This is a genomic window from Moraxella osloensis (genome assembly GCF_001553955.1).
In the GTDB taxonomy this organism is placed as follows: Bacteria; Pseudomonadota; Gammaproteobacteria; order Pseudomonadales; family Moraxellaceae; genus Faucicola; species Faucicola osloensis.
Genome location: NZ_CP014234.1, coordinates 522,515 through 535,437 on the forward strand (window position 1 = coordinate 522,515; position 12,923 = coordinate 535,437).

Genomic DNA, 12,923 nt, shown 5'->3' on the forward strand with positions numbered 1-12,923 from the left:
ACCCATCCTGCGATAAACGTTTATATCCCTTAAACTGACTTTCATCAAAGTTTTGATAAAATTCAATGAGATATGAGCTAAAATAAGCCAATCAAATTTAATCAATGATGTTTTATTCAATGCCCCATCAACAGGAAACTCATATGACTCAGCCATCCCATATTAGCCTACCCCAGTTTGAAGAATTAAGAGCGTTACTTGACGAAGATTTTGTCGATTTGATGCATACTTATATGCAAGATAGCTTACAACGTTTATCGGAAATGGAAACAGCTTATGCCAACTTAGACAACCGTTTGGGGTATAATGCAGCGCACGGCTTAAAAGGCGCTAGCTCTAACCTTGGCGCTACCGAGCTGACCGAACTTTGTTATAAACTGCAAGAAATCTGCCGCACTGGTCATATCCACCAACATGAACAATTGATTGAAGAAATCAAAGCAGAATGCCATGCAGTGAATGACCAAATACAATCGCTTATTGCGTAACGAATGGCTAAAATTTGACAACCCATGGTAACGACTGACACTAACGCTTCCCAGCAACCCTTCTCAACCCTTGCGGCATTTTTAGCCGGTATTCGCATTGTGATGGTGAATACCACCTTGCCTGCCAATATTGGCTCTGCCGCCCGCGCTATGCACACCATGGGACTAACGCAGCTCACGGTGGTGGCGCCCAAACTACCGATTGACGAGGATGCCTATGCCCATGCCGCAGGTGCCAAAGCAATTTTAGATACTGTGACCATTTGTGATACCCTGGAGCAAGCCCTGCAAGATTGCCACTGGGTGATTGCTACCAGTAGTCGCCAACGCCATATTCCAAGACCCGTCTTATCGCCCCGCCAAGCGGCCGAATTGATGGTCACTAATTTTCACAACCTTGGCGATGTAATGACAGATGCTGCGCATCGCAATTGGCAACTTGCCATTGTGTTTGGTCGTGAAGATCGGGGTTTAACAAATGAAGAGCTGCAATTGGCCGACTACCATATTCAAATTCCTGCCAATCCGCAGTATGGGGTGTTAAATGTGGCGGCTGCGGTTCAAGTGATTGCCAGCGTTTTTTACGAAACTGCCGAATTAGCATTGACAGCAAAAACAGCGGCTGAAAAATCCATTGATTTGACTTTTCGCCAGCAGTGGGATGAGCCGCCTATCTCAAATGAGCAGCGTTTACAGCTAGAAAATAGGCTGTTGGCATTGCTGGAGAATTTAGCTATCTACAATCCCGCCCAATCTAAAGTGATGCCTCAGCGTATTAATCGACTTCTTAGTAGATTACAGCTTGATATCAAAGAATATCAGTTACTGCAAGCCACCATCGCAAAATTACTTAAATCCTAAGCTTGTTTAAAATTTTCAAGCAATTGATGAGTTCGTGATATCATAATCCCTTAAAATTTTTATAAAATCGGTAGTCAGTATGTTGTCCGTCATCCAAAATTTATCCAAAAAAATCCAGACCATCAAAGCAGAATTACAAGAGGACATCCAAGCGGTGTTTGACCGTGACCCTGCGGCACGTAACACGCTTGAAGTACTGTTGACTTATCCTGGCGTGCATGCGCTATTGATTCACCGCGTCGCCCACAGTATGTGGCAACACAATAACAAAGGCTTGGCACGGTTTGTATCCTTTGGCAATCGATTTTTGACCGGGATTGAAATTCACCCTGCAGCAAAAATTGGGCGGCGATTCTTTATTGACCATGGTATGGGTGTGGTCATTGGTGAAACCGCCGAAATCGGTGATGACGTCACCTTGTATCACGGCGTCACGCTTGGCGGGGTATCATTAAGTGAAGGCAAACGCCACCCCACGCTGGAAGATGGCGTGGTTGTCGGTGCAGGCGCCAAAGTATTAGGCGGCTTTACCGTGGGTAAATATGCCAAAATCGGCTCCAATGCTGTCGTTGTCAAAGAAGTGCCTGCAGGCGCGACCATGGTAGGCGGTGCCGCGCGTTTGATTCATGATAAAGCCAAAGCAGAGCAAATGGGGCTTGATAGCTTGGCAAATAATGGGGTAACCCCAGCTGACGATTATATCGAAAAAACCGTCATCGAAAAAACAACCGATGCTGAGCAGATGAAAGCGATTGAACAAATCTCTATCAATACTTCTGCTACCAGTGAGGATGATTGCAATAAAATTAAGTTAGAGCAAGCGGGCGTTTTTCATCAATATGGGATTGACCCTAACACCCAAGACCCTGTGGCAATGACTTTTATCAAAATGCTTGAGCACATTCGCCAGTCTGAAGCACGCCTTGATGAATTGCAAAGTGCAATGTGCAAATTGGATCCAAATTTTTGCAAAAAACACTATACCAAACTTGATGTGCGCGATTTGGATGCCGTCGATCCGCAATTTTTTATGGAAGATGAATCATAAAATAGATTCCACCCGATGATAAATATGAGAGGTTATTGGGTGACTGCTTAGATGATTAGCTTAAAAAGACTGGGGCGTTGGCGTAGGTTTAAGTAAAAATTGATAGCTTCGCTTGGTGGTTTGCAAATCCGCTAATACCTGATCTAGCCAACTCGTTTCTGCGCCAGTCAAAACCACATCGGGTTTGACGCCTACGCCATCAATTTTCTCACCTTTACTTGAGTAATAATGAGCGACCGTTAGCTTTACCGCTTCATTATCATTGATGGGTACAATGCTTTGGATAGAGCCTTTACCATAGCTGGTTTCGCCATACACCTTGGCGCGTTGGTTGTTTTGTAGCGCACTGGCTAATACTTCAGCCGCCGAAGCGGAATAACGATTTTGCAACACGGCCAGCGGTAAGTCGGCAAATTGGGCTTTGCCGTGCGTGCGAATCACCTCTTGTATGCCTTGGCGATTTTTAATCTGCGCTACTACTTTATCGTTCATAAATAAGCTTGCGATATCATTGGCAGCTGACAACACGCCACCTGGGTTATTGCGCAAATCAAGTACCAGTACGCTAAAGGGCTGATTTAATTTGGTGAGTGCCATTAAAAATTGCTGCTGGGTGTTGTTTTGAAACACAGGGATATGCACCACCGCAACGCCATTAATGATGTTGGCACTCATGGCTTGTTGTTGTAGCAAGGTTCTTTGCACCACCACCAGATGTTTACGACGGCCTTTATCCGAGACTAACAACCGAGCCGTTGTCCCTGCGATGCCTGTTAGCAGCTGATCGACGTCTTGCGGGGTTCGGGTGTTGTCTAACTTATTATCATTAATTTGATGCAAATAATTGCCGCGCTGAATACCGGCTTTTGCGGCAGGCGAGTTGGGCAGCACATCATCAAACACCCAGCTATCTACATCGGCATGAAAACTGACACTCACGCCAATACTGCCAATATCGCCTTCGGTAAATAACCTTAAGTTTTCAAACGCGTTTGCATCTAGATATTCAGAATAAGGATCGAGACCAGCTAAAGTGCCTGCCATTGCATTGGCAAAAAGCGATTCATCATCGACATTCGTCACATAATTTTGACGGATGATATCAATCATTTTGACAAATTTTTCAACCGTGACGGGTGATACTGCCCCCAATGCCACTTGCTGGATTTGCTCAGAAGCTGGCGCGATGGGCTGAGTGTCTTTTGGCTGATTGGCGGGATTAGTCACTATAGGGGCGGTTGACGTAATATCCACTTCCCCGCCATCGTCAGCGCCGTCATCCGACAAATTGTCGTTATCAGCGCCATCGGGTACACCATTAGCTGCATTCACCCCACTGATGGGAACGGCAATAGCAGGATTGGCTCCCGCAATCGCTTGAGTGATTGCAGGTGTTAATGCCGTTTTATTGGTTTTAGCCGCAACTGAGGTAGCAGATTTGACGGGTGGTTTGACAGGCGAACTGACAGTCGGTCGGCTAGCAGCATAACCCAATGAACCTATCCCCCACAATGCCAGCACGATAACGTGTCTTTTGAAAGTAGGGTTAGATAGTGGTTTGAGACGCTGCGTTACCATACGATAGTTGTACCTATTAACTGTTAGTTTGCTACGATTAAGCTTTCACCTGTCATTTCGGCAGGTTTGGCAAGTTGCATTAAGTCCAATAGGGTTGGCGCCACATCCGATAGCTTACCACCCGTGCGAATGTGCACGGTATCAGGCGCTTGCTCATTGACATAAATAAATGGCACTAGCTCTGTGGTATGCTGGGTGTGTACCTGTCCGCTATCATAATCTTGCATTTGCTCCACGTTGCCATGGTCAGCGGTAATCAGTAAATGCCCATGATTGGCAAGCACACAATCAGCAATGGTTTTCACACAGTTATCTAACGTTTCGACGGCTTTGACAGCGGCATCGAACACACCGGTGTGCCCTACCATATCGCCATTGGCATAATTCACAATCAGTACATCATACGCACCGGAATTGATGGCATGGGTCAATTTTTCAGTGACCTCTGGCGCACTCATTTCGGGTTGTAAATCATAAGTAGCAACCGCAGGCGAGTTGACCAAAATCCGCTGCTCCCCTTCAAACTCTGCTTCGCGCCCACCACTAAAAAAGAAAGTCACGTGCGCGTATTTTTCGGTTTCAGCAATGCGCAGTTGGGTTTTACCTTGCGATTGCAAATACTCGCCCAATGTGTTGGTTAGCGATGTCGGTTCAAAGGCGATACTGGTCACGTCATTGTTTTGTAATTCATCGGAGTATTTGGTCAGCATCACAAATTTTGACAGCGTTGGCAGTTTTTCACGCGTAAAGCCATCAAAATCAGCTGAAACCAGTGCTTGGCTAATTTCGCGGGCGCGGTCGGCACGAAAATTCATAAAAATCACACTGTCATTGTCTTGGATAGTACCAAAGTCAGCGTTTTGGTTAGCATAACGCACCCAAGTCGGTTTGACGAACTCGTCACTTTCATCTGCGCCATACGCTGCGCTAATCGCCTCAGCGCCTGACTGCACCACCCGTTCTGCTTTGGCTTGGGTTAGCAAATCATACGCTTGCTGTACCCGATCCCAACGTTTATCCCGATCCATTGCAAAATAGCGACCAATAAGACTGACCAAATAAGCCGTGCCCTCATATTGCTCATTAAGCGTGGCAAGTGCTTGTTGTAATTGTGCGACATAATTGTCCGCACTTTTAGGCGGCGTGTCACGACCGTCCAAAAATGTATGGATAAAGACCTGCTTTGCACCCTGCTGCAATGCCAGCTCCACCATCGCGACAATATGATCTTGATGCGAATGAACTCCCCCGTCGGATAATAATCCCATGATATGCACATTGGCTTGTCGGTCATTGGCAAGCTGCACTGCTTCGGTTAATGCAGGGTTGCTAAAAAATTGCTGTTCGCGGATTTCTTTATGAATACGGGTAGAATCTTGATACAAAATACGACCTGCACCCAAATTCATATGCCCGACTTCAGAGTTACCAAACTGCCCTGCGGGTAAACCCACGTCTTCACCTGACCCTGAAATCAAGCCATGCGGATAATGCTGATATAAATAATCAAGGTTTGGGGTGTGCGCCGCGGCAATCGCATTATCACGCTCATCTTCGCGATGCCCAAAACCATCTAAAATCATCAACACATGGGGGATTTTTTTAACCGTCGATTGATGGTTAACCGAGTTAGACGCTTGATTCATTGTTGCCTCTAGAAAAGCTAAAATAAGGAAAATACAAAACTAGGGCGTGTCCCTATTTGGATAATGAGGCTAAAAATAGACTAAATCGCCAGCAAAACAAGGCAAATTGTGCAGATAATATTGGAATATTGTCAAACAATTTAACGCAGTTTTGCCAGATTTAGGCATTTTTAGGCCATTAAAAATACTTTGTTCCGAATTAGGGACACGCCCTAGTATTAAAAAAATTTTGAAAATTATAGCATAGCTCGCTTAATCTCTTTAACCCAGATTTTGCGTCATTCTGTTAACTGCTAAGCCTGTTAACTGTTAACTGCTAAGCGATATCAGGCGATATGATGAGAGCAAAAACCTTGTGATATGTTTTGACGGTTTTAATAGTATTTTGACCGTCAAGTTTGATTAATTTAATCAATCATTGAATTAATGAGCGAGCTTTTGCATCATCTTAGGTAATCTGCTACAATGCGTGCATCTGGGGTATTCGCCAGTTTATGGTTTTACCTGAGCTGATAATTTATATAAGGGTATGCGTTCTTTTCACTTGTTGTGCAAGCCTGCATCCAGCTACGCTGCGATGATTCAGGAAGCCTTAAGAGTGGTTGCCATACCCACCCTGAACGTTACAGTTCATGGGTTCACATAGACAGCGGTACTCTGGACCAAAATTAAATAAAAAACCATCTAGCCGAATTGGGTTAGATGGTTTTTTTTGCTCAGCCATTGATTAACTTAAAAAAATCAATTTTGCCAATAAAATCGCCGTTAACACCCAAACCGCAGGGCTCACTTCTTTATAGCGTCCACTCACCAATTTGGCAATGGTATAGGTGATAAAACCTAACGCAATCCCATCCGCGATTGAGAAGGTAAGCGGCGTCAACAGCAGCACTACCGCGACAGGTGATGCTTCGGTCAAGTCATCCCAATCAATCTCACGCAGCGTAAATAACATCAATACCGCGACATAAAAAATCGCACCTGCCGTTGCATACGCAGGAATCATCCCAGCCAATGGCGCAAAAAATAACGCCAATAAAAATAACACGCCTACCACAATGGCGGTCAAACCGGTGCGTCCACCTGCTGCCACGCCTGCTGTGCTTTCTACATAACTCGTTACCGATGACGTCCCTAGCAACGACCCTGCCACAGCCGCCGTTGAGTCAGCAAACAAGGCTTTACCTAGGTTCGGAATTTGACCATCGGTAGACATTAACCCCGCTTTTTTGGTCACGCCGATTAATGTGCCTGATGTATCAAATAACACCACAAATAAAAAGGCAAAAATCACGCTAACCATACTCACATCAAGCGCGCCTGCAATATCTAACTGCATAAAGGTCGGTGCAATCGATGGCGGCATTGACACAATCCCTGAGTAATGGGTTTCCCCTGCCAACAAGCTAATCACCGTCACAATTAAAATTGACAACATCACTGCTGCAGGGACTTTACGCTGCACAAATACGACAATCAGAAAAAAACTTAAAATCGCCATCGCAGGGCCAAAATCGGTGAGTTTGCCCATCGTCACAAACGTGGCGGGACTTGCCACGATGATGCCCGAGCTTTTAAGCGCAATAAATGCTAAAAACGCCCCAATCCCTGCGACGATACCTTGTTTAAGCGTATAGGGAATGGCGTTGATAATCCATTCACGCAGTTTAAAGGCACTAATCAGCACAAACAGCAAGCCTGAAATAAACACCGCCCCCAACGCCACTTGCCAGCTTTTACCCATTCCCAAGACGACGGTAAAGGTAAAAAACGCATTTAAACCCATGCCAGGTGCCAATGCCACCGGCAAACGCGCAATCAATCCCATCAAAAAACAGCCCAGCGCTGAGGCTAGACATGTCGCTACAAATACCGCCCCTTTATCCATCCCTGTCTTTGCCAGCATGTCGGGATTGACAAAAATAATATAAGCCATGGTCAAAAAGGTGGTTAGACCTGCCAGAATTTCAGTTTTTATCGTTGTATTGCGGCCATCTATGCCAAAATAGCGCTCGATTACATTCATCTATATTCACCCAATTTATGCGTCTAGGTTATGTCTAGGTTACATCTGTATCCGTTGTGTTGACAACGCTTTTGTGCCCGTTTTCTGCCCCATTGTCATTCAACAACGCCCAAGAAAAACCCCCTATTTTACCCTAGAATACGCCAGCAACAAATAACTGATTAAAATAAACATAAAATAACTGAGAATTTTAAAGCCAATTTATTGCGCTGCTGCGTTATTGGGCAAAGGGTAAAAATTGGCGGTTGTAAGTGATGATTTGTGGCAGCGTGTTATTTTGCGTGCCATTTTGCGTATTGGTTGGTGCTGGAATGGGTGTCGCTGACACACCAGAAGCAGCTGCTGGGTCATTGTCAGCTTTAGGTAAAATCTTAGCGATTTGGCTATGCAAAAAAAGCTGCTTATCATCACTTTTGACGCTGACAACGACGCGAAAACTTTGACTCTGGGTGGCTAACAGCTTGGCGATGCGTGCTTTGTTACGCTCGTCAATCTGGGCAAAACTTGGCACTGCCCACAGTTGAGTCAAGGTTTGCACCGGTAGGTTGTTTTCTCGGGCATTCGCCCAATTGATGATTGCCCTATCGTCGATTTGGTGGGTAGCTGCCACATTTGAAGCTGCGCTAGTGTCTTGCCCAGATTGTGGATTGCCATCATTGTCCGCACGGTTTGATCCTTGCGGCTGGTTGCCATTGGCTTCGGTAGGTAAATTCACTAGTATGGTTAATAGTTCGGGCTTCACCGTGTTGATATTCATGGGCAGATAATATGGCACTGCGGTCAGATACGGCGCTAATTTTTGCAATCCTTCGCTATCCATACCGCGCACATGTTGCAATTCATTGATTGAGATAAAAGGCTGGTTGGCAATACCCAGCGCCATTTTTTTGCCCGTACTTTGATAATACGCTGCTTCTGCGCCACCATCGGCACGGGCGTCACTGTCTGGGTCTTGCCAATCCAGCACCGCCATCGCAATATTGGGCGATAAGCCATTGGCTTGTAACAGCGCTTGAAAAAAAGCCAGTGCCGTATCATCCACTTTGCCATCATGATACAGGTTGTTAACATTAAAACGGCTGGCATCATCGTCAATTTTAATACTGACTTTGGCTTGATTTAGGGTTTGCTGTGCCAGCGGTTTTGCCCAAGCCTCTGTTAAACTATCGACTTGGTTGACTTGGCTGTCTTGCGCAATCAAATTGGTCGCCATCGCTTCGCCTGCCAAGGCATATTCCCTAAGCTGCCCTTGACCTTTGGTCAGCTCAAATTCTCGAATCATCACTTTTTGATTGGCAAGCATACTGCCTGCCACGATGGTAATCGCCACCACCAACAACAAAATCGTCAGGAGCGCCATCCCTTGTTGCCCATGCCGATATGGCGGGTTTGTTATGGCAACATTTGCAAGAATTTTAGACGGATTGGCGTTTGTTGGCATGGTGTATTTGCTAGAATTTGATTGAATTATGGGTTTGGCGCGTTTGGCGGGGTACTGGGTAATGCAAATCGCCAAGTAATCGGCTCGCCTTGATAACTAAAATTAAGCTCGATGCCGCGTGGTAACTGCTGATAAGGCATTAAATCTATACTGTTTTGCAAATTGCCATTTTGATCTGTTGCGTTATCAGGTGGGTTAGGAGTCGCATTGGTTGAAGCATTGGCCGTTTGATTGGTCTTTTTTTGCGCTTGGATTTGCTGTAGCTTTTGCAGCGTGGCTTCATCTGGAAACACACTCACCGCGTCAGGCGTCAATGCTCGCCAACTGGCATCTTTGATACCTGTCAATAATACACTGGTTGCAGGGGTTTCGTTGTTGTTATCTAACTGGTAAAAACGCCGTTTTGTCAGCGTTTCCCCTGCCACCGAATATTGTATTTTTGCTAGCATAGGTGACGACTGATAACGCGGATCGGGCGCGGCAAAACGGATAAAACTTATTTGTGACGCATTTAATACGAAAGTTGGCGTCATAGCGGCAGTATTGGTCGATGCCGTATTATTGGCATTGGCATAGGCAGTCGCTGATAGGATTGGCACTGCCACATAATTGCTGGTTTGCGCCAAATCTTGTGACAACTGTAAATAAGCATAATCAAGCTGTGATAATGATTTTTGATGTTGGTAGCCGCGCTCGCGACTTTTGGTCAGACTATCCATAATCTGCCATCCCGCCAATGCCAGCATGGCAAAAATCACCAACGCAATCATCAGTTCGATTAAGGTAAAGCCTTGCTGGGATTTTTTATGCGCTGCTGTTGCAGCAGAGCAATCAATAAAAAAACGGCTCACGGCGTTGTCCCCATATCCTTTACCAACACCGCATCAATATCCACCACGTCTTTTTTTGCGCTGCCATCGACAATAGGCGCGACGCGAATATGAATGGGTTGGACAAAGCCTTGGCTGGTTTGTGTGGTTTGCGGTGAGATAACCACTTGCCATTGACGGCCTTGCGAGGCGATTTGCCGCGTATCGGATGCAGTGAGCCAAGTTTTTTGTACGCGTAATTCTGCCAGAATGTTTTGCGCCACATAATAGCCAAAGGTGCGCGTTTTCATGTTATCGACAGACTGCACATAACTGCGACTGGCTTGGCTGGCTGATATCGCAACCACCGCCAAAATCGCTAACGCTACCATAACTTCAAGCAAGGTAAATCCTTGCTGATGCTGCCTGACAGCCAGTTTATTTAAGGTAGCCAGTCTATTTAAGGTGGCAATAGTCATTTTGCCACCTCTATTGCCCCAGCTTGGTTGACGATGATGGGATTGCCAACCGCAAAGGTTTGTTTGTCGGCATTGGTTTTTTGGATGCTGATTTGCACGGGTGTCGCCTCACCTGTCCCAAACCACACCACAGGCGGTGCTTCGCTACTGCTCAACCAGTTGACGGTGGGTTGGGCATTTTGGGCGGCGGTGGTGTTAAATGGGTTATCGAGTGGGCGGATTTTGACGTCAAGGTGGTCTGGCACATCCAGCGGTGGAATTTGTTTTTCTATCACCCATTGGGGTGGCGCAGGTTGCGAGGTTGTTGCGGCATTGGCATTGCCAACAGCACTTTGAGAATTAGTAAAGGCGTTTTCTAATTTAACCACCACTAGCTGATTGGGCGCGTCATTTTGCGGCAGTTTGATTGCCAGCCCATAAGGCTGCATGCGTTCTGTTGATAACAGACGTACATAATCAAGATTACTGGTCAGACGCTCATAAAACGCCGCGTTTCTACGATTTTCACTACCCCCTACCGATAGGCTCATCATCCCAGCAAAAATAGATAAAATGACAATGACCACCATGATTTCGATTAAGGTAAACCCTTGTTGCCCACCCATCGCACTGGGTGCGGGAGTGAAAGTTTTACAAGACCGACCAACCAGCAATCGCATCGTTATGCACTCAGACAAAACAGGGATAATTTATAAAGCTTAACCGTGGGTGATGATAGTTAACTCGTATTCTTTGACATCTACTATTTGACATCTACTATTTGACATTTATTATTTGACATTGCGTGGCGTCAGGTTTGACTCAGTCTGTGAATTTGCCGTATGATTCGCAGCGCTGGGCAGGTTTGCCCCAGTAGGCGCGTCGACTGATTGTAGCGCAGCAGGGTATTGCTTGGGAATGTCTAAAATATGCTGAACCAAGGCAAAACGTAAGGTATCGCGGCGACCGAGGTAGCGTTGGTAAAAACTAGAATTTAGCAGTCCTGCGCCGCCTTGACCCATCGCCCAAATGGTTGACAGATAGTCTCGGGTACTCATGGCACTTTGTAATGATTGCAGGTATTCTGCCGTGGTATTGATTAGTCGCTTCATGCGTTCACGGCGAATTTCATATAACTGTGAAAAAAGCTTATTAAGCCCTACGGCAGAATTGGCTAAGCGCTCTTCGATTTGGTTGAGTAATATGGCTTTTTGCGGATTAATCAGTTGAAACAGGGTAAGACGTGCCACGCCTGCGGCAGGACAATCGCCGACTTCGCTCAGCGCAAGTAGTTGTTGCTCATGACGGATAATGATGCGTAAAAACAATTCATCTTTGCTGGTAAAATGCTTGTATAGCGTACCTTTGGCTAGGTCTAGCTGCTCGGCTAAACTATCTAGCGTGATATCGCCTTCCCCAGACTCTAATAGCAACTGCTCGGCAACTGCTAATATCACTTCTTCACGATTTTTGAATTGTTGTTGACGACTCATTGATTACTCCATCAGTCTGTTCTAGTAGCCCCTATTGTTGACGAGACCCGTTACATCAACCCATCTACGCACAACTGTTAAATGATAAAAAAATGCTCGCTTAATAACCTTGCATAGCAACTTCGCTTAGTAACATAGGAGCAAGGTTGTTATGTATGATACATGACTGATGAGTCATTGCCAAATGTTTTATCACATAAATTTTATTACCTACTTAATAAAGTATAAAGATTTCGTTAACTATTTTTAAGCATATTGATGTAATAATGCGTCAAAATTTTGATGGGTTAAGTGGGCGAACTCATCCACTGGCATATCATAATGCTTGGCGAGAAAATCCGCCACATAAGGCACAAAAGCAGGCTCATTAGATTTGCCGCGTTTGGGCACTGGCGCAAGATAAGGGCTGTCCGTTTCAATCAAAATGCGGTCTTTAGGCAGTTTTTTCGCCACTGCTTGTAATTCAGTGGCGTTTTTAAAGGTCACAATCCCTGATAAAGAAATATAAAAACCCAAGTCCAAGGCTTTTTTGGCGGTGTCATAATCTTCCGTAAAGCAATGAATAATGCCATGCTCGGCTTTTTCTGCTTTTAATACATCCAATGTATCGTGTTTCGCCTCACGGGTATGGACGATAATAGGTTTTTTTAGCTGTTGGCTGGCATGGATATGGCGGGCAAAGCTGGCTTTTTGCTCGCCGCTGTTTTCTGTTGACCAATAATAATCAAGCCCGGTCTCGCCAATCGCCCAAACCTGCGGCTGATTTGCCATTTCAACGAGTGTCTCAACTGTGGCACTTTTTAGCATGGCAAGGTCTTCGCAGGGATGCACGCCCACACTCATCCCAAGCGTCAGCCCATCAATTTTTGTATTGATAATCTCATAAATAGCATCGTATTCATCGAGCTCACACATAATCGCCATAATCCGCTGCACATTGGCATCCTTGGCGGCTTGTAAGGCTTGACGGATATCACCTTGATATTTTTCTAAGTCCAAACGGTTTAGATGCGCATGGGTATCGGTAAACATATCACTCTCTTTTTCTAATTTATTGACGCTTAAATAAGGCTGC

Annotated in this window: 11 protein-coding genes, 1 other RNA gene and 1 pseudogene; 4 read left to right on the plus strand and 9 right to left on the minus strand. The window is 45.5% G+C overall.

The window, feature by feature from the left end:
- Window positions 1-143 precede the first annotated feature (143 nt).
- The 3 genes and pseudogenes from AXE82_RS02265 to cysE form a co-directional block, all read left to right on the plus strand.
- Complete coding sequence (locus AXE82_RS02265; RefSeq protein ID WP_062330911.1) at window positions 144-488, plus strand: Hpt domain-containing protein; 345 nt, start codon at window positions 144-146, stop codon at window positions 486-488.
- A gap of 24 nt (window positions 489-512) precedes the next feature.
- Window positions 513-1,349, plus strand: a complete 837-nt coding sequence (locus tag AXE82_RS02270; protein WP_062330914.1) for an RNA methyltransferase — start codon at window positions 513-515, stop codon at window positions 1,347-1,349.
- 79 nt (window positions 1,350-1,428) lie between these two features.
- Window positions 1,429-1,975, plus strand: a pseudogene (gene cysE, locus AXE82_RS12435) (serine O-acetyltransferase); the annotation flags it as partial.
- Window positions 1,976-2,457: 482 nt separating this feature from the next.
- Here cysE and AXE82_RS02280 read toward each other — a convergent pair.
- Both AXE82_RS02280 and gpmI read right to left on the minus strand, forming a co-directional pair.
- Window positions 2,458-3,975 carry a S41 family peptidase gene (locus tag AXE82_RS02280; RefSeq protein ID WP_062330917.1) on the minus strand — a complete coding sequence of 506 codons (1,518 nt, stop codon included), beginning with the start codon at window positions 3,973-3,975 and terminating at the stop codon, window positions 2,458-2,460.
- Between the two features lie 23 nt (window positions 3,976-3,998).
- Window positions 3,999-5,621 (minus strand): 2,3-bisphosphoglycerate-independent phosphoglycerate mutase, encoded by a 1,623-nt coding sequence (gene gpmI, locus AXE82_RS02285; protein WP_062330920.1) that lies wholly within the window; start codon window positions 5,619-5,621, stop codon window positions 3,999-4,001.
- A gap of 469 nt (window positions 5,622-6,090) precedes the next feature.
- Between gpmI and ssrS the strand changes: the two genes are divergently transcribed.
- Window positions 6,091-6,289: non-coding RNA, 6S RNA (gene ssrS / locus AXE82_RS02290), on the plus strand.
- 59 nt (window positions 6,290-6,348) lie between these two features.
- Here ssrS and AXE82_RS02295 read toward each other — a convergent pair.
- From AXE82_RS02295 to AXE82_RS02325, 7 genes are all read right to left on the minus strand, one after another.
- The gene (locus AXE82_RS02295) at window positions 6,349-7,647 is read right to left on the minus strand and encodes an NCS2 family permease (RefSeq protein WP_062330923.1); all 1,299 of its coding nucleotides are present in this window, start codon (window positions 7,645-7,647) and stop codon (window positions 6,349-6,351) included.
- 217 nt (window positions 7,648-7,864) lie between these two features.
- Window positions 7,865-9,163, minus strand: coding sequence for a type II secretion system minor pseudopilin GspK (gene gspK / locus AXE82_RS02300; protein WP_227713343.1), 1,299 nt, complete (start codon window positions 9,161-9,163; stop codon window positions 7,865-7,867).
- Window positions 9,115-9,939 (minus strand): PulJ/GspJ family protein, encoded by an 825-nt coding sequence (locus tag AXE82_RS02305; protein WP_062330929.1) that lies wholly within the window; start codon window positions 9,937-9,939, stop codon window positions 9,115-9,117. The genes gspK and AXE82_RS02305 overlap by 49 nt, the downstream gene beginning before the upstream one ends.
- Entirely contained in the window at window positions 9,936-10,376 is a 441-nt protein-coding gene (gene gspI / locus AXE82_RS02310; RefSeq protein ID WP_062330932.1) for a type II secretion system minor pseudopilin GspI, read from the minus strand. The genes AXE82_RS02305 and gspI overlap by 4 nt, the downstream gene beginning before the upstream one ends.
- Window positions 10,373-11,035, minus strand: a complete 663-nt coding sequence (locus AXE82_RS02315; RefSeq protein WP_227713342.1) for a prepilin-type N-terminal cleavage/methylation domain-containing protein — start codon at window positions 11,033-11,035, stop codon at window positions 10,373-10,375. Before AXE82_RS02315 ends, gspI begins: the two co-directional genes overlap by 4 nt.
- A gap of 111 nt (window positions 11,036-11,146) precedes the next feature.
- On the minus strand, window positions 11,147-11,848 hold the full coding sequence (locus AXE82_RS02320; RefSeq protein WP_062330937.1) for a TetR/AcrR family transcriptional regulator: 702 nt from the start codon (window positions 11,846-11,848) through the stop codon (window positions 11,147-11,149).
- A 246-nt stretch (window positions 11,849-12,094) separates the two neighbouring features.
- On the minus strand, window positions 12,095-12,880 hold the full coding sequence (locus tag AXE82_RS02325; protein WP_062330940.1) for a TatD family hydrolase: 786 nt from the start codon (window positions 12,878-12,880) through the stop codon (window positions 12,095-12,097).
- Between the last annotated feature and the right edge of the window lie 43 nt (window positions 12,881-12,923).

Excerpts from the sequence above, each read along its gene's own strand:
- AXE82_RS02265 (WP_062330911.1), top strand. The coding sequence starts at position 144 with ATGACTCAGCCATCCCATATTAGCCTACCCCAGTTTGAAGAATTAAGA.
- AXE82_RS02270 (WP_062330914.1), top strand. The coding sequence starts at position 513 with ATGGTAACGACTGACACTAACGCTTCCCAGCAACCCTTCTCAACCCTT.
- AXE82_RS02280 (WP_062330917.1), bottom strand. The coding sequence starts at position 3,975 with ATGGTAACGCAGCGTCTCAAACCACTATCTAACCCTACTTTCAAAAGA.
- gpmI (WP_062330920.1), bottom strand. The coding sequence starts at position 5,621 with ATGAATCAAGCGTCTAACTCGGTTAACCATCAATCGACGGTTAAAAAA.
- AXE82_RS02295 (WP_062330923.1), bottom strand. The coding sequence starts at position 7,647 with ATGAATGTAATCGAGCGCTATTTTGGCATAGATGGCCGCAATACAACG.
- gspI (WP_062330932.1), bottom strand. The coding sequence starts at position 10,376 with ATGACTATTGCCACCTTAAATAGACTGGCTACCTTAAATAAACTGGCT.
- AXE82_RS02315 (WP_227713342.1), bottom strand. The coding sequence starts at position 11,035 with ATGCGATTGCTGGTTGGTCGGTCTTGTAAAACTTTCACTCCCGCACCC.
- AXE82_RS02320 (WP_062330937.1), bottom strand. The coding sequence starts at position 11,848 with ATGAGTCGTCAACAACAATTCAAAAATCGTGAAGAAGTGATATTAGCA.
- AXE82_RS02325 (WP_062330940.1), bottom strand. The coding sequence starts at position 12,880 with ATGTTTACCGATACCCATGCGCATCTAAACCGTTTGGACTTAGAAAAA.